Below are 22739 nucleotides of genomic sequence, written 5' to 3'. Positions count from 1 at the left end.
CCCCTGCGGACTAGGCTGACCGGCATGACGCGCATCTCGCAGGTCTCGCCTCTGCTCCGCCTGACCGCCGTCGCGGTGGTCGCCCTCGCGGTGCTGCCGCTCAGCGGATGCCTGTACGCGCAGATACCGACGGACGTCCCGAGCGGCGAGGGCCCCGACCCGGTGCCCACGGCCGGCCCGTCGGATCTCCCCTCGGACGAGCCGTCGGATGCTCCCGCCGGCGACCTGCCGGCGTCGATGTCGTTCGCCGACGGCGTCGCAGTGCCGTCCTCCGCCTACATCCAGTGGGGCGACGGGCTCATCGTCGACGAGGGCTGGAAGACGGTCAAGCCCGACGACGGCAACGGCGGCTGGACGTACGGCACGGTCGACGACACATGCACCGCACAGTTCTGGCAGGGGCTGATCCCCGACGTGCCGACCGTGCCGGGAGACGACAGTCCGAGCTCCGACGCGATGCTGGCGGTGATCCTCGGTGAGAGCGACGTCGCGGCGATCTCGACGGCCGCGACGACGGGATCGTTCAGCTACCAGATCGGCGGCAACTCCGACATCGAGGCCAGAAGGCTCCTCTGCGACGACGGCGGCGACCGCCGGTGGATCATGGCCGCACGCGCCTTCACGGCGACCGGCGTCGGGCTCTACGTGATCGTCGACTGCACGGGTGGCGACGTCGAGGCGACGATGGCCGAGGTCGTCGAGAAGAACGCCGTCGTCATCCAGTGACGCTCGATTCCGGCGTCGATCACTTGCCGCCGGGAGGACCCACCAGCAGCAGGATGACGTACAGCGCGGCGATGCCCACCACGAGCAGGATCGCGAGTGCCCACGGGCGACGCAGGAACCAGCGCATCAGACGGTCGTACCAGCGCGCGTCGCGGGGGTCTGCGGTCTGCTCCAGTCGCCACTCTCCGGCGAGTCGGCCGGTGCGGTGCAGCCAGATCTCCATCGGGATGGTGGCGTAGGGCACGATCGCGCTCACGACCGCGAGGATGGCGACACCCACGTTCCAGCGCTGGTTCAGTGCGACCAGCACGGCGGTCGCCGCGTAGGCGAGGAACACGAAACCGTGGATGCCGCCGCCGATCGTCACGACGACGCCGGGGGCGCCGACGGCGCGGGCGATGATCGCCGAGATGAGGATGGTCCAGGTGATCGCCTCGGCGATCGCGAGGACTCGGAACAGGCGGTCGGGTGTGCGGAACACAGGACTCCTCGGGTGGGGGGGGTCCGTCCAGCGTATCCGGAATAGCTGTGCACCCCTGGGCGTTGCCGAAGGCATGGTGACCGTCGATTCCGCAGCGCTGGGGCAGATTCTCGACTCCGTCGATCTGCGCATCGGTGTGGCCAGGCGGGTCGCGCTCGCGGCCGGTCGCGTGCTGCCGCTCACCTCGGGATCGGTGACGCTCGTGTACATCGCGAGTGGATCGGTGAGCGGGCATCCGCCCCTGACCGGCGCCTGCCGTCTCGACGTCGACCGCGCCTCGCAGGTCGTGGCCGTCGACGAGCGGCCGACGAGCTCGAACCTCGTCGCGGGCGACGCCTTCCTCACCCTCGGCCGCGCACCTGTCGCCCTCGAAGCCGATGCGGCCACCGACCTCGTCGTGGTCGACCTCGAGTTCTCGGACAGCGCCTCGATGCTCGCAGCCGTGCTCCCCGACCCCATCACGGTCATGTCGTTCGATGCGCTCGAGCCCGCAGCCGCCGCCCTCGCCGGCAGCATGGGGCCGACCGATCCGCCCTCGTGGCCCGAGCGCCAGGGCGATCCGGTGATCTGCCGGATGATGGCGCAGACCGTGTTGCTCAGCGTCATCCGTGCGTGGGCCGCGAACGGCTGCGCGCCCGCCGGATGGCCGTCGGTCTCGAAGGACCCGTTCCTCGACCGCGTCGTCGAGGCCATCCACGAGCAGCCCGGCCGCGAATGGACCGTCGAGCGCCTCGCGAGCGTCGGTGCGATGTCGCGCTCGGTCTTCGCCGAGCGCTTCCGCAGCGCGATCGGCCGCTCCCCCGCCGACTACGTCACCGAGGTGCGCATCGACGCGGCCAAGCGGATGCTCGCAGCAGGCCGATCCGTCAGCGAGACCTCGCGCGAGCTCGGCTATGCCTCGGACGAGGGGTTCAGCCGCGCCTTCCGCCGCCGCACCGGCATGACGCCGTCGGCCTGGCGGGCTTCCGAGCTCACCGCCGTCCCCGCCTAATCCGCTCAGGCGAGCGTGGCCGCCGCGGTGCTCCGGCGGTTCGAGAGCCCGAAGAGCACGGCGCCGACGAGCAACGACACCGCTCCGAGCACATAGACGAACTCGACGTCGAGCGTGTCGACGAGCAGTCCGCCGAGACCGGCCGCGATCGTGATCGCCCCCTGGAAGCCGACGACGACCAGGCTGCCACCTGCCTCGAGGCGGTCTGGGGTGCGGTGTCCGACCCAGGTGTTGATCACGAGAAGCCACGATGAGAAGAAGAAGCCCCAGGCGACGACCACGACCGCGATGCCGAACACGGAACCCGAGAAGAAGATCATCGAGAGCACGGCCGCCGCGATGACCAGCGGTGCGAACACCGCGAAGAACGCGAAGCTGCGGTCGATGAAGAACCCGAGCCCGAGGTTGCCGGCGAGACCGCCGACACCGAAGAGCGCGAGCAGCAGGATGATCGTCGACGGCTCGACCTCGGGGATGCGCTCGAGCGCCAGCCGCACGTACGTGTAGGCGAGGAAGTGCCCGAGAACCACGAGCACGTGCCCGACCATTCCGAGCCCGATCCCGGGGCGACGCAGGGTGTCGACGAGAAGTCGGATGCTCGATGCCTGCTCGGCCGGAACAGAGGGCAGCATGAACCGCAGCGCCACGGCGAGCAGCACCATGAGCACTCCGGCGATCGCGAAGACCGTCTGCCAGTCGACGATCTCGCTGAGCATCACACCCAGGGGAACGCCCGCGACCGTGGCGAGAGAGACTCCGGCCGAGGTGAACATGACACCGCGTCCGAGGTGCTCGGGGCCCGCGAGCCGCACGGCGACCGTGATCGACATCGCCCAGAACGCGCTGATCGCCGCGCCCAGCAGGAACCGCGCGAGCAGCACGATGATGAGGTTCGGCGCGATCGCGACGATCAGGTTGGATGCGGCGGCGGCGAGCGCCATCCAGACGAGCAGCGACCGCCGGTCGAGGCGAGGGAAGATCAGGCCGACGGTCGGCGCGACGATGAGTCCGACGAGCGCAGTGACCGTCACGGTCTGCCCCGCCTGACCGGGCGTGACACCGAGGGCGTCGGCCATCTCGGTGAGCACGCCGTTGGGCAGGAACTCCGCGGTGACGAGCAGGAAGCCCATCAGCATCAGCACGATGAGCCCACCGTAGCGGATGCTCCCCGTGCGGGCGGTCGTCACGGGAACGGGCGCGGTCGTCGTCATGGTTCAAGACTCCCAGGGTGGCCACGGCTCCGCCCGACGCAGCGTCCACGGCATCCGACCATTCGTCCGGATCGGGTCTGGACAGCATCCGCGCCCACCCCCTAGGCTCGACGACGCCCCGGGGTTCTCCCGGAAGGCTTCCGACGTTCTCCCGGAACGCACGAGCGAGAGGAGTGGATGACATGAACACCGTCTCTGTCGTGACCCTCGCCGACATCCTTCCTCTCGAGGCCGCCCGCTCCTGATCCGCGGTGGCCTCCCTCTCTCGGAGCCACACCGTGTCTGATCACATCGCTTCTTCGGAAGCATCCTCTTCCCGTCTCTCCCCTGCCCGTCTCTCCTCTTCGCGTCCCTCCCCCGCGTCGACCTTCGACGCATCCCCCTTCGACTCCGTCCCGACCTTCGCCGACGTCGAACCCGGCGACGGCCAGAGATGGACCACCTGGCCCGCGATCACCCCCTCGGAGCGCGGACCGCGGCCCTGGCCCGCCTGGATCGTGACGAGCGCGGGCGCGCTCGACACCGAACTCGGCATCCTCAAGACCGGCAAGGAGGCCGACGTGTTCCTGCTCGAACGGGCGGTGCCGGACGACCCTGCGCAGCGCACCCTGCTCGCGGCGAAGCGCTATCGCGACAGCGACCACAGCAGCTTCCACCGCTCGGGGGTCTACACCGAGGGCCGCAGCACCAGGAACACCCGCGACACCAGGGCTCTCGCCAAGAAGTCCGAGCACGGCCGGGCTGTCGCCGCCGCGCAGTGGTCGTTCGCCGAGTTCGATGCGCTGTGCCGCATGTGGGAGCTGGGCGCCCCCGTGCCCTACCCCGTGCAGGTCAACGGCACCGAGCTTCTGATGGAGTTCGTCGGCGACGCGCACGGTGTCGCCGCTCCCCGACTCGCGGCGGTGCGCAGCGACCGGGCCGAGCTGGCGGATCTGTACGACCAGATCGTCGACCTGATGCGCATCTTCGCGGCCGCAGGCTTCGCCCACGGCGACCTCTCGGCGTACAACCTGCTCGTGCACGAAGGGCGTGTGCGCGTGATCGACCTCCCGCAGATCGTCGACATCATCGCGAACCCGCAGGGCCTCGACCTGCTGCACCGCGACTGCGTGAACATCTGCGACTGGTTCACTCGCCGCCACGTCGAGCGCGACGCCGAAGCGCTGTTCGCCGAGATGCTCGCGGTGTCGTACACGTGAGCGGACACAGCTCACCCGCACGGCGCGCCGTCACCGTCCGTTCACCGCACGCCGACAGACTTCGACCATGAGTGATTCCCCCCAGCGCGGCGCTGTGCCCGAGCCGGCCGCGACGGCCAACAGCGGCGCGGTCGGCGTGATCGGCCTCGACCTGCGCGGCGAGACCCCGGCCCCCAAGAAGCAGGTCTACTCGTGGGCACTGTGGGACTGGGCGACGCAGCCGTTCAACACCGTCATCCTCACCTTCATCTTCACCGCCCTCTACCTCACGACCGAGGCGTTCCTGCCGGCGTCGATCGCGGCACTCGATGCGAAGGACCCGATCCGCGAGGCCGCCGAGGCCGACCTCGCCTCGGGACTGGGGCTCGGCTCGACGATCGCCGGCATCGCGATCCTCCTGATCGCGCCTGTGCTCGGTCAGCGAGCGGATGCGGCGGGGCGCCAGAAGCTCTGGCTCGGGATCGGCACCGGAGCGCTCATCGCGTGCATGTTCGGCCTGTGGTTCGTCGAGCCGACACCGACGCTGTTCTGGCTCGGCGTCGCGCTGATCTCGGCCGGATCCGTGTTCGGCGAGATCGCCGCGGTCAACTCGAACGCCATGCTGATCGGCATTGCGAATCCGAAGACCGTCGGCCGCATCTCGGGCCTCGGCTGGGGATTCGGCTACATCGGCGGCATCATCGCGCTGGTCCTCGTCGTCGTCTTCTACATGCTCGACTGGTTCGGCCTGCCGGAGGACGGCGGTCTGCCGTTCCGCATCATCGCCGTCGGCTGCGCGATCTGGGCGATCGTGTTCTCCATCCCGATCTTCCTCAACGTGCCGGAGCCGTCGCTCGGACGCCCCGAGCGCGAGGTCGGCTTCTTCGCGTCGTACGGTCTGCTCGTGAGGGACGTCACCGGGCTGTACCGCAACCCCGACACCCGCCAGACCTTCTGGTTCCTGCTGTCGAGCGCGGTGTTCCGCGACGGCCTCGGCGGCGTCTTCGCCTTCGGCGCGATCATCGCCGGGCAGGTCTTCGATTTCGCCTTCCTCGACCTCGTGATCTTCGGCATCGCGGCGAACCTCATCGCCGGCGTCTCGACGATCATCGCCGGACGCTACGACGACCGCTTCGGTCCGAAGCGCATCATCCTCGTCTCGCTCGCCGCCATGGTCATCGCCGGACTCGCGGTCTTCTTCCTGGTGGATGCCGGAACCGTCGTGTTCTGGATCGGCGGCCTGCTGCTGTGCGCTTTCGTCGGCCCCGCTCAGGCGGCATCGAGGTCGTTCCTCGCCCGCATCACCCCGGCCGGGCGCGAGGGCGAGATCTTCGGCCTCTACGCCACGACCGGGCGGGCGGCGAGCTGGATGGCATCCGGCGCCTGGACGCTGCTGATCGTGCTCTCGGGGTCGACCGCCTTCGGCATCCTGGGCATCGTGCTCGTCTTGATCGCCGGATTCCTGCTGCTGCTTCCGGTGAAGGCGACGCAGAAGGCCTGAGCGCCGCGGCAGAGTAGCCTGACCGCGTGACGGTCATCATCGCTTTCCTTGCCAACATCCTCGTCGCGATCGCCAAGACCGTCGCGGCCGTGCTGACCTCGTCCGCGTCGATGGTGGCTGAGGCCGCGCATTCGTGGGCGGATGCGGGGAACGAGATCTTCCTGCTCATAGCCGACCGCCGCGGCGCGCGGGCGAAAGATGCGCGGCATCCGCTGGGGTACGGGCGTGCGGCGTTCGTCTGGTCGCTGATCGCCGCCTTCGGCATCTTCACCGCCGGGTCGATCGTGTCGGTCATGCATGGCGTGCAGGAGCTGTCCGAGACCGGACCTGTCGAAAGTCCCGCTGTGGCGTACACAGTGCTCGGCATCGCGTTCGTCCTGGAGGGCGCGTCGTTCACGCAGGCGATGGTGAAGTCGCGGCGGTTGGCGCGAGAGCGAGGGTCGTCGACGTGGGACTACGTGCTCGACACGAGCGACACGACCCTGCGCGCGGTGTTCTTCGAGGACATGGCCGCCCTGATCGGGCTCGCCATCGCAGCCGGTGCGATCGCGATGCATCAGATCACCGGGGTCGCCGCCTGGGATGCCGTGGGATCGATCCTCGTCGGCATCCTGCTGGGTGTGGTGGCGATCATCCTGATCGGACGCAACATAGCGTTCCTCGTCGGCTCGAATGCGTCGCCGGATCTGCGTGATCGGGTGGGACGCGCACTGCTCGGGTCGCCGCAGATTCAGCGCCTCACGTACCTGCACATCGAGTACGTGGGCCCGAACCGACTGTTCATCGTGGCCGAGGTCGATCTGACCGGCGATGCCCGCGAACACGATGTCGCCCGGAGCCTGCGAGCGATCGAGCAGCAGATCGAGGCGCACGAGGTCGTCGAGACCGTGGTGCTGTCGCTCTCGGTCGACGATGAGGAGTCCCTCGTCTTCGGCGCGGAGCCCTGACTCCACGTCGGTCACGCCACCCTCTGCGCGGGAGTCGCGGGTGCACCTCGCGCCTTCTCTCGTGTGGGGAGACTGAGCCGTGGGGTGCGCCATCGCTGTTCGGGGTCCCACCACCCCGGCCCGCGTACCTGCGGCACGCCGTCGTCCATCCGGATCTCCCACCCGGATGTGCCGAGACTCCGGTGGTGCCACCAGCACAACGGCACACCGTTGTCCGTGTGCGTCGGCCCACCCTGCGAATGCTCGGTGACATGGTGGATCTCACACCATGACGCCGGTACATGGCACCCCGGAATCAGGCACTCCCTGTCGCGAGCGATGATCGCCCGTCTCTGATGGACCGTGAAGACCCGATCCGTGGTCGTGATCCCGATGATCCGCCCCTCGTCGAACAGAACCCTCTGGATCGTGCCCGTGCATCCGACGTGCGCGGCGACGCCGAGAGGAAGCTGCCCCCACGCACCGCTGACGCTTGCACGCCCGGTGCCGTTCGCGAGGTCCTTGGCATCGACCGTCACGACCAGCACCGGCCCGGCGCCACCGATCGTGGGCATGTCTCGGTGGCGAGCGGCGATCGCCAGGGCTGCGGCGAGAGCATCATGCCGCTTCTGCGCCGCCGTGCGGCCGTCGATGACGCACCGCGGATCGGAGTTGTACGGGTCCTCATCGGCGGGCTGCCCGCCTGCCCCCTCAGTGTCGCCGTCTGCGCGTTCGGTGTCGTCTTCAGCGTCCTCGTCGGCCTCGTCGTCATCTCCGGGAGTGAAAGCCACACCCGGCGTCGGCGGTCCATCGCCTTTGGGGTTGTTGAACGCATCGAGGATCAGCTCCAGCTGCGCAGCGACCTCGGGTGTCAGATACCCCTTGATCGAGCGCAGTCCGTCACGCACGCGCCCGAGCGTGATCCCCCGCCGTCGCGCAGGTTCGTCACCAGGCTCATCGCCGTCGGGGTCGAGCAGTGCGACCAGCGTCTCGGCGAGGAGCGTAAGTTCGTCGAGAGTGGGAGCCGGGCCCTGAACCTCGGCGTCGGGTCCACCGTCAGGATCAGGGCGAAAGCCCCGCGCCGCACGTGCAAGACACCTGTCTGCGCGCAGTCGATCGTCGACGCTGATGCGATGTGACACCTTCTCGATCGGCTCGGTCGCGGCCAGCATCCCCGCGACACCGATCGCGCCGTCGAGCATGGCCTCGCGCAATGCCGGCCACCGTGCAGGCAGCCGATCACCGGACGCCAGGCTCACCTCGCGCCGGACCAGAGCGACGACCTTGGCGACGCGAGTCGCCCCGCGCAGATCGGTGAGGAGAGTGCGCTGCAGCAGCTCGTTCTGGGTGCGGCACCCCGTGGAGTGCGGGAAGTCGACCGCATCCCCGGTGGCGATCGTTTCGACCACCGTGGCCTCGATTCGCCGGAATGCGGCACCCGCCGCCTGCAGGACCTCTATCCGCTCAGCGTCGGGCAGCGCGGCGAGCGCGCCGTCGCCCAGCACCCGATCGAGGTCGGAGACGACCTGATCGATGAGGGCGAGTGTGCCGGATGCCATGACTCCATCCCACACGGGGCCACCGACATTGGAACGACGAAATCGACCGCTTTTCGGCCAGATCAGACGTGCATTCCGGAACTATGGAGCAGCGTTCCGGAACATCGGCAGGAGACAAGACACCTGCCCGCGCCGACCGCGGCCGACACACGCCGAGCACGGCCGGCAGCGGCCCGCCCGGGCTCAGTTCTCCCAGTTGTCGGCGAGCTTGTTCAGCAGCATCGCGAGCTGCTCGCGCTCGTCGTCGGTGAAGGCAGCGAGTGCCTTGCCGAGAGCTTCGCGCCGCTCTCCGCGCATGCCACGGGCGACCGCGCGCCCCTCGTCGGTCAGCGCGATGCGCGTGCGCCGCGCGTCATCCGGATCCGCCTCACGCCGCACGAACCCGTGCGCGACCCCCTGCTGCACGAGTCGTGAGGCACGCGGCTGATCGACGCCGATCGCGGCGCCGAGGTCGCTCACGCTCAGTGGGGTGGATGCCGCGGCCAGCGCCTCGAGCATCCGCATCCGCGCCGGTCCGCCGAAGCGGCCGGACGGGTCGCTCGCCCACGGCGGCATCCCCGGCATGCCCGACCCCTCGCCATGCCGGTGCCCGTCGCCGTGCTCGAAATGGTCGGGATGCGGACCTCCATGCCAGCCCCGCGGCCCGCCCATACCGCGCGGACCGCGGCCGCGGTCGCCCGGACGACGTCCACGAAGGCGGGACAGGGCGCGGGCGATGGCCTCGGCGGGGTCGTTCTCTGCGGCGCTCACCCGTCAATTTTACATGCGACTTGACATGCATCGACACTGCATGTCACACTACATATACATGCATAGTGACAAGCACATGCTCCATGACATCTAAGGACATCACCCATGAACACCTCTGACACTCAGAACACAGACACCACCTCCCGCCCGTTCGGCTTCTGGATCACAGCCGTCGACCGCCTGATGGCCGCCGAATTCGTCTCGGCCTTCGAGGGCGAGCAGGCGAGCCGCCGCGACTGGCGCCTCCTCAACATCGTCGACGGCACGGCACCCGCCCGCCGTCCGCTGAATGCCCACAAGCTGCACGACCTCGTCGATCGCGGCTGGGTCGTCGCCGACGGCGACGGCTGGACGCTCACCGACGACGGTCGCGAGGCCAAGGAACGCCTCGGCGGCATCGTCGAGAACATTCGCGCCACCGTCACCGACGCCGTCTCACCCGAAGACCTCGCGACCACGATCGCCTCGCTCGAGCAGATCGCCCGCGCTTTCGGCTGGGACGAGGAGTCCCCGCTCCCCCGTGGACGCGGGCGCCGTCACGGATTCGGACCTCGAGGGTTCGGACGAAGCTTCGGGCGCCACGGTTTCGGGCCGGGCCACGAGCACGGAGCGGATGCCGAGCACGGCTCCGACACCGCGTTCGGCGACCACGACTGCGGGCGTCGCCACGGTCACGGCGAGACCCACCGCCACGGTCACGGCGGCCACGACCTCCACGGCGCGCACCGGACCGCTCGAGTGGCGCAGCACGCCTACGAGCGCGGCTTCGACGCCGGCTTCAGCCGCGGTCGCGACGCCTGACGGCATCCGCATCCGCATCTCACGGCACCCCTTCGATTCCGATCGGAGGGGTGCCGTTTCTGTCGGTGCGGGTCGAAAGGGCACCCGAATCGGCCACAGCGGGTGCTCTTCCGTCCCCGCCAGGAGCTGCTCGGGGCTCAGGTCCGCTCGATGTCTTCCTAGGCCGAGTCGACCTCGGGGTCGTACCTCACATCACCCATGCCACCCCTGCCACTGAGCCGCGGCCGACGTGAAGGAGTCGGAGACCTCGCCGAGGGCGAAGGTGACGGTGCCGAGATAGAACGCCGCCGCGATCGCGGCGACCAGAAGCACCACCAGGAACCCGAAGATCACCGCCGACAGCACTCGGTACCCACCGGATGTCGGCACCTCCGGCGCCACCGAGGGCTGTGCCCAGTCCGCGGCGACCGGCGCCGGCTGCTCGCCGGTGAGGATCGCGGGCTTCGGACGTGATCTGCGAGTCGTCGGCAGCATGGCCTCGGGCGGAGGAGGCGGGATCACCACGTCGGCCGGCGGTATGACGGCGTCCGGAATCGACGCCTCCGTGGAGGGCGGTGAGAGCAGTCCGTCCGGGACGGGCACCTCGCGCGGAGGCGGCGGGATGACAGCATCCTCCGACGGGATGTTCGGGTCTCTGCTGTCACCGCTCATGTCAGCCCCCTACGGCTCCGACGTCGGTCGTACCGACGTCCGTCTTGTGGAAGTTCTGGAACGATCGGGATGCCGTCGGCCCACGCTGCCCCTGATATCGATTGCCGTACGGGCCCGAGCCGTACGGGTTCTCGGCCGGCGAGGTCAGACGGAAGAAGCACAGCTGACCGATCTTCATGCCGGGCCACAGCTTGATCGGCAGCGTCGCCACGTTCGCGAGCTCGAGCGTGACGTGCCCCGTGAATCCGGGGTCGATGAAGCCGGCCGTCGAATGCGTGATGAGTCCGAGGCGACCGAGCGACGACTTGCCCTCCAGGCGCGCGGCGATGTCGTCAGCGAGGGAGACCTGCTCGAAGGTCGCGCCGAGCGCGAACTCCCCCGGGTGCAGGATGAACGGCTCATCGGGGTCGACCTCGATCAGCCTCGTCAGCTCGGGCTGATCGACCGACGGATCGATGAACGGATACTTGTGGTTGTCGAAGAGGCGGAAGTAGCGGTCCAGACGCACGTCGATGCTCGACGGCTGGATCATCTCCGGCTCATGCGGATCCAGGCCGATACGGCCGGATGCGAGTTCTGCTCTGATGTCGCGGTCGCTGAGAAGCACGGCACCAGCCTAGTCACCACACGCCGACGACACTTTGGTCATGACGGATCGTGCGGGTAGGCTGGCGTGACCTGCTCCTCGGATGCAGGTACGGGGCTGTAGTTCAATGGCAGAACTTCTGCTTCCCAAGCAGATAGCGCGGGTTCGATTCCCGTCAGCCCCTCCACTGTCCGTCCTCGAGCCTGTGTGACCGCGCCGGGGTCAGGCCCGCGTCTCCCAGTCGATGCCGCCTCGCTCGGTGATGAACGTGTGGATCTCGACGACCGCCGCGCGGTGGATGGGATTGTTCGCGAAGGCCTCGAGACCCGCGATGTCGTCGAAGGTGGCGAGAACGGCGAGGTCATGGTTGATCTCGGGAAACGCGACGTTCTCGATGATGTCGATGGATCGGATCGAGTCGACGATGCCGACCAGACCGAGCAGAAGTTCACGAGTGCGTCGGACGGATTCTGCGCGGTCGACGTCTTCGCGGAGCTTCCACGACACAAGGTGGTGAATCATGCGTGTGCTCCGTCCTGGCCGTACGCAGGGGTGCCGTCGGCGTTCGTCTCCTGATACCCGATCATCTGTGCGCGCCCGATGATGTGCGGGCGGAGCCGGAGCCCGATGATCGCCGGGGTGGCGTCCGCGGCCACCTCGAGGGCAGGGATGTCCAAAGCGCTGAGAGTGTAGACGTAGCGGTGAGGGCCGTGTCCGGCGGGCGGGGCGGCGCCGATGAAGATGTCCGTGCCGTACTCATTGCGTCGGCGCCGGGCTTTCGGAGGCAGAAGGTCGTCTTCGGTGCCCGCGCCTCGGACGAGAGCGGTCACGCCCGCCGGGATGTCGATGAGCGTCCAGTGCCAGAAGCCGGAGCCGGACGGGGCATCGGGGTCGAACACGGTGAGCACGTAGCTCTGCGTACCCACTGGGGCGCCGGTCCATTCGAGGGCGGGCGACCTGTCTTCTCCGCCCGACGCGGATCCGCGAGCCCAACCGGGAAGGTGAGCGCCCGCCGCGAAGTCCGGGCTGGTGAGCGAGAAGGAAGGAACGTCAGGGAGCTTCCAGTTCGGGTCGTTGGTCATACCCCCAGTCAACGCTGGCGTGCTGGCTTCAGCCTCGACCAGGAGTCGGATGCTGCTCCTACATTCGTCGGGAGGAGTGAACCACCCACGGCTCCCCGCGCACCCATACGACCGCGGATGACGTCGCTCAGGCCGCTTGGGCGCGCATGCGCAGCGCCGCAATGACCGTGACGAGCCCGACCAGCACGACGAACACCAGCAGCACGGCGATCTGCGGCGCGACGGTGAGCGCGGCTCCGATTGCGAGCACCGGCAACGCCAGCCCGCAGTAGGCGACGAGGAAGATCGCGGCGAGGGTCTCACCGCGACGTTCCGGCTCGGCGAGTTCACCGGCGACGGCGAGCGAGCTCTTGAAGAGGGCACCGACGCCCGCTCCCGAGATGATGCCACCCACGAGGAACAGTGCGAACAACACCAACACCGCGCCGAGCGCGATGCAGATGAGGCCCGCCCCGCACGCGAGCGCCGCGAACAGAAGCTGGGTCTTTCTCGGGATCGGCGTGAGAGCGACCTGCGCCGCGGCAGCGGACCCGAACACGACGAACACCGTCAGCCCGGCGGTCAGGTGCCCGGTCTCGTCGAACGTGCCGATGAGGATGCTCGGGGCGAGGGATGTGAACAGGCCGAACAGGGCGAATCCGGCGAACGCCGCGAACCCGGCGACAAGGAATGACCTCCGGGACGCAGACGGGACGGCGACCCGTTGCACGCGGTACGTACGGGACGACCTCCTCACCGTCTCGGGAACCAAGGTGACGGCGATGGCCAGGAGGATCAGCACGATGGCGAACACGGTGTGCGGCAGGTGCAACGGGTCGGGGAGGTAGTCCGCGAAGAGCCCGCCGATCACGGGGCCGAGAGCGAGGCCGCCCAGGTTCGCGCCCCCGGCGACAGATGCAGCCACGATGCTGTTCTCATCGGGCCGAGAGCGGGCTCTCAACTCGCTGAGATGCGCGGTCGCCGTAGCCGTGAGGACACCGATGCTGACGCCGTTGATGACACGCGCGACGAGGAGGCCCGCGACGTGAGTGAACACCATGAACAGCACAGCTGAGAGCGTGGAGACGAGGACAGCGATGACGAGCATCCGTCGCCTGCCCATCCAGTCGCTGACGTGGCCGAGGAGGAAGAGGCTCGCGACCACGCCGACCGCGTAAGCGGCGAAGATGACGGTGATCGTGGCGACCGGGAACCCGTCCTCCTGTTGGTAGAGCGGGTAGAGAGGTGTGGGCACCGTGGAGTACGCCATCACGAGAAGGAACGTGACGGCAACGACCCAGAAACCGGTGGTGTGAGGTCGCGTGCTGTTCAACGTCGTCATGGTTGTCTTCCTCGGTGACTGGTTGTCGTTGAGACGAGCGCCGCGGGACGGTGCCGTCTTGATGCGGAGCTAGCGAATGTAACCGGCGTTTTCCCAATAGGTCGCGAGTTTCAGCGCGAGATGAAGCGCACTGCGCTGCATTCCGTCATCGAGTGCGGTCTTGACGACATCAGGCATATTCTCGAGCCGGTAGTACAGGGTTGTGCGGTGAATGTGAAGCGAGTCGCACGCCTCACGGATGTGGTTCGCAGCGTCGAGAAGCACTTCCACCGTCCGGCGACGCATCGGATCCACGTCATGAATGAGCGCATAGGCCGCCGGCGAATACCACTGCAGCCGTTCCGGGCTGGCGAGGACATCAGCAAGCAACAACCAGGGGCCCACCTCATCGGATCGTGCGCTGATACCCAGGTCGGGCAGCATCTCTACGACTGCGGCTGTTGCGACTGCGCGGGCCGCGACTGCGAGCAGATCCGTCTCGTTCTCGGAGAGATGAGAGATTCCGACGGCTTTGAGCGGGACTCCCGCCCGTTCCGCTTCGGAACGGATCAGCGCGTCGATGTTCTCCTGTGCGTGCCGGCGACCGACGAACAGCAGAGCTGAGTCGAGCTCGCCGATGAAGGTCATCGCCTGGCGTGTACTCGTCTCCAAGGCACGGCAGAACGCCGCGCGCTGAATCACCGGCGCATCCTCGCCGAACGTCACTGCACGCACGACAGTCTCCGGTCCACGCGTGATCCCGTGGCTCCGCACTGCGGTGGCGAGCGCTTCATGACGCGCGGACTGATCTCCCGCCAGAAGGGTGCGAAAGACGAGCTCGCGCGCACTTCTGGCGGTCCCTCGAAGACGCGCCTGCAGGAGAGAGCTGGCAACGATCGCAGTAGCGTCGATGGCGCGGAAGTCGTCCTCCCTCAATGACGGGAGCCCCGTCTTGATGAGCCAGATCGTCCCCAGGTGCTCGTCGTCTGCCCAAATGGGAACTATGAAGCGGTCGTGAGCGCCGTAACCCGAAAAGTCGACGCTCATAGGATGCCGGCTGCGGATGACGCCGGCTTCTTCCATCACGTCGCACGCACCGCGAGGGGTTACTCGTGTGAGAAGCGTCCGCATCTGTAGCTCGTCGATATCGTCACCCTGCGCGCTGGCTGCGATGAGATGGAATCTCGAGTCCTGGATCATCACCGAGCGGCCGAGGACTTCGGAGAGCTCGTCGACGAGGTCTTGCAGGCTCGTCGCGCCACCTCCTGAAGGGAGCGGGATCAGGTCGGGACGGCGCTGGTCGTCAATGGTCGCTTGTTGCTGATTTGGCCACACCAACGACGCTACGGAGGAGCCGGTCACGGAATCCAGGTCCGCGTTGTACCACCCAGCGTCGAGAGTCATCGTCTTACCTGGGTCATGCTCGCGGAGTTGCCGTCAGGGAGCGACTTGGCAAGGTGAGCAAAGATCTCGGCTCCGCGACCGCCCGGCTGTGCAGACAGCACCGTGAGCTGATAGCCCGGCATGCTCCGGACGGCGAAGTTCTGCGCATCGATGGCGATCTCGCCGACACCGTCGAAGGCGAAACGGAACGTCGCGTCCTCCGGCCCGGACACGTCGTGCCGGGCCCAGATGCGCACGAAGTCGTCATCGACCGAAAGCTGCTGGAGGAGTTCGCGCAGCCTCGGGGATTCCGGATGAGCGTCGCGTCGCAGGGTCGCAACGGCGGAGCGCGTCATCGGCTCCCATTCCACGAGGTTGCGGCGCATTCTTTCGTTGAACAGCGCTGCAACCTGATTCGATCCTGCAGCCAATCCACCTTCTCCGAAGATCGTGGCGAGGGGGTTCGACGCGATGATGTCCCGGTGGGGGTCGGACACGTATGCGGGTGTGTGAGTCCACTGGGCGAGGGTTCTGGAGATGCGGTCGGGTGTGTCCGCGTCGCGCATCACGCCCCCACGCGGCATCTGCCCGGAAACCAACCGAAACGCGTAGGCGGTGGATTCTACGTCCAGACGTAGCGCTCGAGCGACAGCCCCGATGACCTGGTCGGAAGGACGCGCGCCTCGGCCCTGCTCGATCCGCAGGTAGTAGTCGTTGCTGATCCCGGCGAGTTCTGCGACTTCGTCACGGCGGAGACCAGGTACGCGCCGACCTCTCATGCGGGGTAGACCGACATCCTCGGGTGCGAGCACAGCACGCCGTGCTCGGAAGTAGTCGCCAAGAGCGGTGAGCGCAGTGTCCATGCGTTGTCCTCGGGGGTAGGTGTCCAACGTTGAGACTGCAACGTATCGACCTGAGATGAGCGGCCACATCACCTGTCCGGAAGCCGGATATCGCATGCCGTGAGGGTCGAGTCCATCCTCGACAACTGTCGGATGCCGAGGTCGGCCGTTGCTGCTCACACTGTCTCCAGGTCCCGCCATACGAGCGGACCGGGAGAGAGGGATGCGTGTCCGACACAACTGGAGCTGTGCAGGCGCTGACGACGCCGCTGACTGCGAACGCCGTGTTCCTGGTCGTGTCAGTGGTCTCGGGCGGCATCGACAGCGCGCGCGATGTCATCGTCGATCTCGCAGACACGCTCAAGACCCTCACTTTTCGATTCCCGGAAACGATGCTCACGTGCACGGTCGGGATCGGGAATCGCATCTGGGCTGAGATCACCGGGCTGCCGACGCCTGCACAACTGCGCGACTTCACGCCGGTCATCGGTGCCGCGCACACTGCCCCCGCCACGCCGGGAGATCTGCTGTTCCACATCCGTGCGGAGCGCGCCGACGTGTGCTTCGAGCTCGAGCGGCAGATTCTCGACGCCCTCGGGTATGCGGTCAGTGTCGAGGACGAAACAGTCGGGTTCCGCTCATTCGACCGCAGAGATCTGCTGGGGTTCGTCGACGGCACTGCGAACCCTGTCGGACCTGATGCCGACGACGCAGTCCTCGTCGGCGATGAGGACCCGGGCAACGCAGGGGGCACCTATGTCGTCACTCAGAAGTATCTTCACCCTCTCCCTTCCTGGCGTGCTCTTCCGACGGAGAGGCAAGAGGCCATCATCGGCCGGACGAAACTCGAAGGCCTCGAACTCGACGACGCGGAACGGGGTCAGAAATCGCATAAGACGCTCGCGACCGTCACGGATGACGACGGCACCGAACACGACATTCAACGGGACAACATGCCGTTCGGTCGCCCCGGTCACGGAGAGTTCGGCACATACTTCCTCGGGTACTCGCGAGACCTCTCCGTCATCCAGACGATGCTCGAGCGCATGTTCATCGGCGATCCGCCGGGGCTGCACGACCAACTCCTCGACTTTTCCACCGCCGTCACCGGCTCGGTCTTCTTCGCACCGCGTGCGGACGTTCTCGCCTCACTTCGTTCCCCGGATTGACGGCGACAAGTCACACAGGTGATGCCCCCTCCCCTGCCGGGGGATGTCCCACCTCCCATCCCCGACCTACCGTCGCAACCATCCACCGCACCTCCGACCCGACAGAGAGCATCCATGACCACCCTCGCCGCACCGCCCATGGCCGACGCCCCGAAGCCGGTCGCATCCGTTCGCCACCCCGTCATCCGCGGTATCGGCGAGGGCATGGGGACGTTCCTCATCCGTGACATGAACCCTCAGACCACCCGTTCTGCTCCCGCCGAAGCAGCCGGCGGCTCCGCGCTCGAGCATGTGCGACGTCTTGAAGGACACGTGCCCTCCGTGGTCACCGATGCCCTGCACGCCGCAAACGCGCAGAACGCTGACGCTCTCACCCGGTGCTTTCATTCCGACGCGCACGTCGACGCGTGGGGGATGTTGTTCGAGGGTTTCCAGGGCATCACCGTGTGGATTGAGAAATGGATCATCGAAAACCGCGTGCAATTCACGGACCTCCTGCACGCCTGGGACGGCACCGAGCTTGCCGTGCACACCCAAGTGCACGGAGACGGCTACAACGGTCCGGCCACCCTGACCTTCTCCACCGGCGGGGACACGATCTCTGCCCTCCGAATCAGCACGGCATAGAGGTCGATATGCACGAGCACTGGGAACGTCCACTGACCGCCATCGAATTGCTGGAGATCGAACTCGTCATCCGCGATTTCGTCACCATCTTGAACGAGGGTAGCGACCACGACATCCACGCATTCCTGACCGAGGATGTCACCTACCAGCCCTCCGCGCGGGAGATCATTCGCGGGCGCGTGGCCGTCGTGTCGATGATCTGCGACATCCGGAACACGTTCGCTGACTGGCACACGGAACTCGTGAGCTTGGCGGTCTCGGGCCAGGTGGTTCTGGCCGAACTGGCACTGTGTCTCACGCTCCCCGCCACCGGGCCTCAATGGGTCATGGGGTTCGCCAGCTTCCGCGTGGACAACTTCAGAATCAGTGCCTGGCACCAGGTACACGCATGAGTGCCGACATGATTCCAGTCACGATGACCCCGACAGCACACCGACGATAGGAGGACCACTCATGAGCGACCTCAATGACTTCATCCGTACGGACGTACCGCCATCCGGACCGGGGTGCGTGGACTGTGAGGAGATCGAGTCGTGGTGGCTGCACCTGCGCCGATGCGCGTTGTGCGGGCATATCGGATGCTGCGACGACTCCCTGCATAAGCACGCCACCACGCACGCTCACACGAGCGGCCATCGCGTGATTCAGAGCTTCGAACCAGGCGAGGACTGGTTCTGGGACTTCGGCACCGAGACAGCATTCGAGGGGCCTGTCCTTGCGCCTCCGCGAAGCCACCCACGATCTCAACCCACTCCCGGGCCTGCGAACCGGGTGCCGAGAGATTGGGAAGACCAACTCGCTGAAAACGCATGACGAGCATCGCCTCTGGCGGCAAGCTGCCCCTCAAACTCATCACCGACGTGGACGGGCGAGACGAGTATGCCCTGCGTGACTATCTGACACGTAGCGAGGTGCCCTTCCTGTCCATCAGTGTGCCGACCAGCTCGCAGACGGCGGAAGGCATTCCTCTGACCGGTCGCCAGCTTCCGCTGGTGCTGTTCGCCGACGGCCAGCTCCTCGAGCACCCCACGCCCGCTCGGGTGGCGGCCGCCTTGGGATGGGTGAAGTCTCCATCGCGGTCGACCTACGATCTCATCATCCATGGGGCGGGTCCCGCGGGACTCTCGGCGGCCGTGTACGCGGCGTCCGAAGGGCTCAGCGTTGCCGTCGTCGAACGCGACGCCGTCGGCGGTCAGGCGGGATTCAGCAGCCTCATCGAGAACTACCTCGGCTTTCCCGGCGGGATCTCCGGAGCAGATCTCGCAGAGCGCGCCCGCCGGCAGGCCGTCTCGTTCGGCACGGACCTTGTCCTCATGCGCCACGGCATCGCCCGCACATTCAAGGACCATGATGTGCGCGCCGTGCTCGCCGACGGATCGGAGATCCGAGCCCGGTCGGCTCTCTCGGCGACGGGTGTGCGCTGGAGGCGACTCGACGTGGATGGTGAGCACGAGTGGGAAGGGGCGGGGATCTACTACGGCGCAGGGACGAGCGAAGCTTCCACCTGCATCGGGTTGCACGTATACGTCGTCGGTGGCGCCAACTCCGCGGGGCAGGCTGCGATGAACCTGGCGGCCCACGCCGCGCACGTCACCGTCCTGGTGCGCGGAGCATCGCTCTCCTCGACCATGTCGGCCTACCTGCTCAACCGTCTCGCTGCACAGCCGAATGTCACGATCCTCGTCCACACCCGCGTCGTCGCCGTCGGCGGCGGCGACCACCTGCAGGAGATCACTCTTGACCAGGCCGGCACAACGGCACGCGTGCCCGCGACCCACCTGTTCGTCTGCATCGGCGGCGCCCCGAACACCGAGTGGGCAGAGACCACCGATGTCCGACTCGACAGTCGTGGCTTCGTCCTGACCGGTGTGGACCTGGCCCCCGCCGATCTCGAGCGGTGGCCGATTGCCCGGCCACCGTTCTATCTGGAAACCTCCGTCCCTGGGATCTTCGCCGCCGGCGACGTACGCGCGAAATCGGTCAAACGAGTCGCCTCGGCCGTCGGCGAGGGCGCGATGGCCGTCACTCTGATCCACCGATACCTGGCGGAACCGGACTAACCCGGGCGAGAGGAGCTTACTGAGCCGGCGGATTCCTCCTGGAATCGATGTGCCGCCTCGCGCCTCGTGTTCACGCCCCATTTCGAGAAGATGTGGCGAATGTGCGTGACGACCGTATGCGGGGACACCATGAGATCCTCGGCGATCTTCTGTGTCGTCAGCCCCGCTGCAATACGTTCGGCGACCTGATACTCGCGTGAAGACAACCCCATCGGGCCGTCGCTGACCGACTTCGCCCTCGTCCGAACTCCGCGGTTTCGGAGCGTTCGGAGCACGCGACTCACTTCGCGGGCCGCACCCAACTCCTCGAAGAGGCGCATCCCTCGCACGTAGCAGCCCGCCGCTTCATCGTCCGTCGGGGCGAGGCTGCCAGCGAGTTCGAGCAACCGAGCACGAATCAGTGGTCGCTCTACCTCCTCCATCAACGCGACTGCTTCCATGACAACGGAGAACGATCCATCGCGCACCGCCTGCACAGCCAAGGACACCGCCGAGACGTACGCATTGTCGGGATTCTGGGACGCGCGACTGGCCGCGTGCCGGGCGACCTTCTCCACGGCGGCGTCGTCGCCCATCTTCTTGCTCAGATAGGCCAGGTACACATCGTCGGAGAAGTCTGCGGGACTCGTCATCGAGGGGATCGGCACGTTCACGCATTCGCGGGCCAGTGCCGTGTACCCGTAGGCCATCTCGATATCGCCGAGATCGAACGCTTCGAGCGCCAGGCTCCACTTGCCGGTTCTGGTCAGACTCATGCCATCCGCAAGTTGTTCCACGAGGGATCGAACATTCTGCCGCAGCTCGACATCGCCGGTGTCCAATGCGATCCGGTGCAGCACCACCCCCGCTGTGGCATTAGCGAAATCGCCGAGGTGAAGGAGCTCAGCGAGGTCGAGGACGGTCTCTGCTTGCTCGCGCGCTTGATCCAATCGACCAAGGTCGTAGAGGACTCGGGAGCGCACCATCATCCAGAACGCCTCGGCGACGACGTACTTCGCAGTTCTCGCATCACGCAGACCGTCGTCAACAAGCCGAAGAGCGTCCACGCAGTCGCCTCTGCTGTTCAGCATGAAGGCCATCCACAGGCCCTCCGGTACCCACAGCGCCGCGGATCTGCCGGCGCGTTCGAGCTTCTCGAGCGCCGATTCTTGCAACCGTTGCGCATCATCGAAGCGATTCTCGTTGAACAGAAGCACCGACTCGGTGGCGTCCACGGTGGCAACCGCGAGGAGATCGCGTTCATCATCGGCGTTCTGCCGGGCGCGTGCCAGGCTGTCGCGCAGACCGACCGCGTCGGCCTTGTTCGCGTAGTTGAGTGCACGAACCGCGAGCAACTCCACGACGGTCTTCTGAGAGACCCCTCCAAGAGCCAGCGCTGTTTCCGTCTCCTCAATAGCCTTGCCGAAGTCTGACTCCGTGAGTTGCCTGGCGAAGGCGAGGCCGACCCGTGCGCGCTCGTCCGCACTGAGGCCGGGGGCGAGCGACTCACGTATGAGATGGGCATCGTCCTGTAGGCCGCCGGCGAGTACCAACGGAAGCAGCTCGACCACGCGCGCGGAATGGTGGGTCCGCCCCTGCGCCAACTGTGCCCCCCGCACCGTCAACTCTGCCGCGCCGCGTGCGTCGATGGGGGCTAGTTCCGTAGCCGCGGTGAAAAGCAGATCAATGGACGCGTCATCTCCGGCTTCAGCCGCGGCTGAAATCGGGGACGCCAATGAAGACACCGACTCTCCGGACCGCAACCGATGCTGCAGGACTTCTCGAGCGACCGCCCGCCGCACTGTGGGAGACAGGCTGTCGTATGCCGCAGCCTGGATTGTGTCGTGACGGAAGGCGAAGCTGCTTCCGGTGTCAACGACGAGTCCGAGGTCAAGGAGTTGTTGCACCGCGGGGACGGCCTGCGCGGCGGATTGGCCGATGACATCCAAGACGCCACTGAGGGGGAACTCTCGACCGAAGAGACTGCCGATCTGGGCGAATCGACGGGCATCAGGGTCGAGCGCCGCGATCCGTTCTCGCACCGATGCGCCGTAACGGGCAGGAACCGCATCTTTCTCGAGATCGACCATGCCACGGGACGGATGCAGAAGCCCCTCCTCTTCCATCCCGCGAAGCATCTCGAGAATCAGAAGTGGTGATCCACCGGTCCTGCGTATTGCGGCCTCGACCTTCGGTCCGGGGGCGGCGCCGAGAATGTCGCGGGCCATCGCATCGACAGCATCCACGTCAAGCGAAAAGAGATCGATGACAGAGGCGAACTCTCGAAGATTGACGAGGAACCGTCGATGTTCGGGGCCGTACGCTCCGCTGCGTGTGGCAAAGACCCAGTAAACGGGGAGGCCCTCAAGGGTTCGCAGCAGAGCGGTGAGGACCGAGAGCGACCCTGAGTCCAACCACTGCAGGTCGTCGACGACGACGAGCACCCCGGCCCGGGAACTGGCGGATTCCAGTGTGTCGCCGAGGACGCGCGTGATCCAGTATTGCGGCGAAGTTCCCTGAATGGTCGCGTGCAGCTCGTCAGCGCTCAGCAGGGGTGGGGCCGCCTCGGTCACCGCACTGATGAGGGCACCTAACGGCGACAACTGCGAGTCGTAATCCGGTGCCACGACCAGCGTCGACCATGCTCGTCCGTGCGCAAGTTGCAAAGCATGCTGCAGCAGACGGGTTTTGCCCATTCCGGGATCGCCGGAGAAAACCGTGACAGCGTTCTGCCCGGTGAACGCAAGGTCGAACCCCCGCTCAATCGCGTGCACCTCTGATTTTCGACCGCGAACGGGAACCAGGTAGAGGTCGGCTGCGCTCCCCGCCAGCGCGTCGCGGTTGCTGGCGCGATATGGCTTGCGGGAGGGGGGCACGCACTCACGATACTCGCGCAACGGCTGAACACGAGACGAAGCGAATTTCGCCAATCGTCG

Annotated in this window: 23 protein-coding genes and 1 tRNA gene; 12 read left to right on the top strand and 12 right to left on the bottom strand. The window is 66.8% G+C overall.

Features of this window, described 5'->3' with window-relative positions; genetic code table 11:
* Window positions 1–24: 24 nt before the first annotated feature.
* Window positions 25–726, top strand: a complete 702-nt coding sequence (locus IXW21_RS00900) for a hypothetical protein (protein WP_194762365.1) — start codon at window positions 25–27, stop codon at window positions 724–726.
* Window positions 727–745: 19 nt separating this feature from the next.
* Here IXW21_RS00900 and IXW21_RS00895 read toward each other — a convergent pair whose 3' ends face one another.
* Window positions 746–1207, bottom strand: coding sequence for a DUF3817 domain-containing protein (locus tag IXW21_RS00895; protein ID WP_194762364.1), 462 nt, complete (start codon window positions 1205–1207; stop codon window positions 746–748).
* A gap of 73 nt (window positions 1208–1280) precedes the next feature.
* Between IXW21_RS00895 and IXW21_RS00890 the strand changes: the two genes are divergently transcribed.
* On the top strand, window positions 1281–2198 hold the full coding sequence (locus tag IXW21_RS00890; RefSeq protein ID WP_194762363.1) for a helix-turn-helix transcriptional regulator: 918 nt from the start codon (window positions 1281–1283) through the stop codon (window positions 2196–2198).
* 5 nt (window positions 2199–2203) lie between these two features.
* Here the strand turns inward: IXW21_RS00890 and IXW21_RS00885 are convergent, their stop codons facing one another.
* Window positions 2204–3409, bottom strand: coding sequence for an MFS transporter (locus tag IXW21_RS00885; RefSeq protein ID WP_194762362.1), 1206 nt, complete (start codon window positions 3407–3409; stop codon window positions 2204–2206).
* A gap of 278 nt (window positions 3410–3687) precedes the next feature.
* Here IXW21_RS00885 and IXW21_RS18490 point away from each other — a divergent pair, with 278 nt between their 5' ends.
* From IXW21_RS18490 to IXW21_RS00870, 3 genes are all read left to right on the top strand, one after another.
* On the top strand, window positions 3688–4608 hold the full coding sequence (locus tag IXW21_RS18490) for a serine protein kinase RIO (RefSeq protein WP_323742131.1): 921 nt from the start codon (window positions 3688–3690) through the stop codon (window positions 4606–4608).
* Between the two features lie 67 nt (window positions 4609–4675).
* The gene (locus tag IXW21_RS00875) at window positions 4676–6088 is read left to right on the top strand and encodes an MFS transporter (RefSeq protein ID WP_194762361.1); all 1413 of its coding nucleotides are present in this window, start codon (window positions 4676–4678) and stop codon (window positions 6086–6088) included.
* 26 nt (window positions 6089–6114) lie between these two features.
* On the top strand, window positions 6115–7035 hold the full coding sequence (locus IXW21_RS00870; protein WP_194762360.1) for a cation diffusion facilitator family transporter: 921 nt from the start codon (window positions 6115–6117) through the stop codon (window positions 7033–7035).
* An 11-nt stretch (window positions 7036–7046) separates the two neighbouring features.
* Here IXW21_RS00870 and IXW21_RS00865 read toward each other — a convergent pair whose 3' ends face one another.
* Entirely contained in the window at window positions 7047–8573 is a 1527-nt protein-coding gene (locus IXW21_RS00865) for an HNH endonuclease signature motif containing protein (RefSeq protein WP_194762359.1), read from the bottom strand.
* Between the two features lie 183 nt (window positions 8574–8756).
* The gene (locus tag IXW21_RS00860; RefSeq protein WP_323742130.1) at window positions 8757–9323 is read right to left on the bottom strand and encodes a MarR family winged helix-turn-helix transcriptional regulator; all 567 of its coding nucleotides are present in this window, start codon (window positions 9321–9323) and stop codon (window positions 8757–8759) included.
* 105 nt (window positions 9324–9428) lie between these two features.
* Between IXW21_RS00860 and IXW21_RS00855 the strand changes: the two genes are divergently transcribed.
* On the top strand, window positions 9429–10124 hold the full coding sequence (locus IXW21_RS00855) for a hypothetical protein (protein ID WP_194762358.1): 696 nt from the start codon (window positions 9429–9431) through the stop codon (window positions 10122–10124).
* A gap of 192 nt (window positions 10125–10316) precedes the next feature.
* Here IXW21_RS00855 and IXW21_RS00850 read toward each other — a convergent pair whose 3' ends face one another.
* Together IXW21_RS00850 and dcd are read right to left on the bottom strand one after the other, a co-directional pair.
* Window positions 10317–10775, bottom strand: a complete 459-nt coding sequence (locus IXW21_RS00850; protein ID WP_194762357.1) for a hypothetical protein — start codon at window positions 10773–10775, stop codon at window positions 10317–10319.
* 1 nt (window position 10776) lies between these two features.
* Window positions 10777–11382 carry a dCTP deaminase gene (gene dcd / locus IXW21_RS00845; RefSeq protein ID WP_194762356.1) on the bottom strand — a complete coding sequence of 202 codons (606 nt, stop codon included), beginning with the start codon at window positions 11380–11382 and terminating at the stop codon, window positions 10777–10779.
* 92 nt (window positions 11383–11474) lie between these two features.
* Between dcd and IXW21_RS00840 the strand changes: the two genes are divergently transcribed.
* Window positions 11475–11548, top strand: a tRNA-Gly gene (locus IXW21_RS00840).
* A 35-nt stretch (window positions 11549–11583) separates the two neighbouring features.
* Here IXW21_RS00840 and IXW21_RS00835 read toward each other — a convergent pair.
* The 5 genes from IXW21_RS00835 to IXW21_RS00815 form a co-directional block, all read right to left on the bottom strand.
* Entirely contained in the window at window positions 11584–11883 is a 300-nt protein-coding gene (locus IXW21_RS00835) for a Dabb family protein (RefSeq protein ID WP_194762355.1), read from the bottom strand.
* Window positions 11880–12443: a YbhB/YbcL family Raf kinase inhibitor-like protein gene (locus tag IXW21_RS00830; RefSeq protein ID WP_194762354.1), complete on the bottom strand. Its 564-nt coding sequence runs from the start codon at window positions 12441–12443 to the stop codon at window positions 11880–11882. Before IXW21_RS00830 ends, IXW21_RS00835 begins: the two co-directional genes overlap by 4 nt.
* Before the next feature lie 127 nt (window positions 12444–12570).
* On the bottom strand, window positions 12571–13764 hold the full coding sequence (locus IXW21_RS00825; RefSeq protein WP_194762353.1) for an MFS transporter: 1194 nt from the start codon (window positions 13762–13764) through the stop codon (window positions 12571–12573).
* 69 nt (window positions 13765–13833) lie between these two features.
* Window positions 13834–15147, bottom strand: a complete 1314-nt coding sequence (locus IXW21_RS00820; protein WP_194762352.1) for a helix-turn-helix domain-containing protein — start codon at window positions 15145–15147, stop codon at window positions 13834–13836.
* Window positions 15144–15989, bottom strand: a complete 846-nt coding sequence (locus tag IXW21_RS00815) for a helix-turn-helix domain-containing protein (protein WP_194762351.1) — start codon at window positions 15987–15989, stop codon at window positions 15144–15146. The genes IXW21_RS00820 and IXW21_RS00815 overlap by 4 nt, the downstream gene beginning before the upstream one ends.
* Window positions 15990–16195: 206 nt before the next feature.
* Between IXW21_RS00815 and IXW21_RS00810 the strand changes: the two genes are divergently transcribed.
* From IXW21_RS00810 to IXW21_RS00790, 5 genes are all read left to right on the top strand, one after another.
* The gene (locus IXW21_RS00810) at window positions 16196–17137 is read left to right on the top strand and encodes a Dyp-type peroxidase (protein ID WP_194762350.1); all 942 of its coding nucleotides are present in this window, start codon (window positions 16196–16198) and stop codon (window positions 17135–17137) included.
* Between the two features lie 114 nt (window positions 17138–17251).
* Window positions 17252–17764 carry a hypothetical protein gene (locus IXW21_RS00805; RefSeq protein WP_194762349.1) on the top strand — a complete coding sequence of 171 codons (513 nt, stop codon included), beginning with the start codon at window positions 17252–17254 and terminating at the stop codon, window positions 17762–17764.
* Window positions 17765–17772: 8 nt separating this feature from the next.
* Window positions 17773–18156: a nuclear transport factor 2 family protein gene (locus IXW21_RS00800; protein ID WP_194762348.1), complete on the top strand. Its 384-nt coding sequence runs from the start codon at window positions 17773–17775 to the stop codon at window positions 18154–18156.
* Between the two features lie 61 nt (window positions 18157–18217).
* On the top strand, window positions 18218–18577 hold the full coding sequence (locus tag IXW21_RS00795) for a UBP-type zinc finger domain-containing protein (protein WP_194762347.1): 360 nt from the start codon (window positions 18218–18220) through the stop codon (window positions 18575–18577).
* A complete protein-coding gene (locus IXW21_RS00790) occupies window positions 18574–19824 on the top strand; it encodes an NAD(P)/FAD-dependent oxidoreductase (protein ID WP_194762346.1) in 1251 nt (416 codons plus the stop codon). The genes IXW21_RS00795 and IXW21_RS00790 overlap by 4 nt, the downstream gene beginning before the upstream one ends.
* Here the strand turns inward: IXW21_RS00790 and IXW21_RS00785 are convergent.
* Complete coding sequence (locus tag IXW21_RS00785; RefSeq protein ID WP_194762345.1) at window positions 19821–22679, bottom strand: helix-turn-helix transcriptional regulator; 2859 nt, start codon at window positions 22677–22679, stop codon at window positions 19821–19823. The two genes, IXW21_RS00790 and IXW21_RS00785, sit on opposite strands and share 4 nt — an antisense overlap.
* Window positions 22680–22739: the final 60 nt, after the last annotated feature.

It is taken from the genome of Microbacterium sp. UFMG61 (genome assembly GCF_015354505.1).
Lineage (GTDB): Bacteria > Actinomycetota > Actinomycetes > Actinomycetales > Microbacteriaceae > Microbacterium.
This window is presented reverse-complemented; position numbering and strand designations above follow the sequence as displayed.

Bases quoted from the DNA above. Each gene is read 5' to 3' on its own strand.
- IXW21_RS00855 (WP_194762358.1), top strand. From the start codon at position 9,429: ATGAACACCTCTGACACTCAGAACACAGACACCACCTCCCGCCCGTTC.
- IXW21_RS00815 (WP_194762351.1), bottom strand. From the start codon at position 15,989: ATGGACACTGCGCTCACCGCTCTTGGCGACTACTTCCGAGCACGGCGT.
- IXW21_RS00885 (WP_194762362.1), bottom strand. From the start codon at position 3,409: ATGACGACGACCGCGCCCGTTCCCGTGACGACCGCCCGCACGGGGAGC.
- IXW21_RS00850 (WP_194762357.1), bottom strand. From the start codon at position 10,775: ATGAGCGGTGACAGCAGAGACCCGAACATCCCGTCGGAGGATGCTGTC.
- IXW21_RS00805 (WP_194762349.1), top strand. From the start codon at position 17,252: ATGACCACCCTCGCCGCACCGCCCATGGCCGACGCCCCGAAGCCGGTC.
- IXW21_RS00890 (WP_194762363.1), top strand. From the start codon at position 1,281: ATGGTGACCGTCGATTCCGCAGCGCTGGGGCAGATTCTCGACTCCGTC.
- IXW21_RS00820 (WP_194762352.1), bottom strand. From the start codon at position 15,147: ATGACTCTCGACGCTGGGTGGTACAACGCGGACCTGGATTCCGTGACC.
- IXW21_RS00865 (WP_194762359.1), bottom strand. From the start codon at position 8,573: ATGGCATCCGGCACACTCGCCCTCATCGATCAGGTCGTCTCCGACCTC.
- IXW21_RS00825 (WP_194762353.1), bottom strand. From the start codon at position 13,764: ATGACGACGTTGAACAGCACGCGACCTCACACCACCGGTTTCTGGGTC.
- IXW21_RS00790 (WP_194762346.1), top strand. From the start codon at position 18,574: ATGACGAGCATCGCCTCTGGCGGCAAGCTGCCCCTCAAACTCATCACC.
- IXW21_RS00830 (WP_194762354.1), bottom strand. From the start codon at position 12,443: ATGACCAACGACCCGAACTGGAAGCTCCCTGACGTTCCTTCCTTCTCG.
- IXW21_RS00795 (WP_194762347.1), top strand. From the start codon at position 18,218: ATGAGCGACCTCAATGACTTCATCCGTACGGACGTACCGCCATCCGGA.
- IXW21_RS00800 (WP_194762348.1), top strand. From the start codon at position 17,773: ATGCACGAGCACTGGGAACGTCCACTGACCGCCATCGAATTGCTGGAG.
- IXW21_RS00900 (WP_194762365.1), top strand. From the start codon at position 25: ATGACGCGCATCTCGCAGGTCTCGCCTCTGCTCCGCCTGACCGCCGTC.
- IXW21_RS00875 (WP_194762361.1), top strand. From the start codon at position 4,676: ATGAGTGATTCCCCCCAGCGCGGCGCTGTGCCCGAGCCGGCCGCGACG.
- IXW21_RS00835 (WP_194762355.1), bottom strand. From the start codon at position 11,883: ATGATTCACCACCTTGTGTCGTGGAAGCTCCGCGAAGACGTCGACCGC.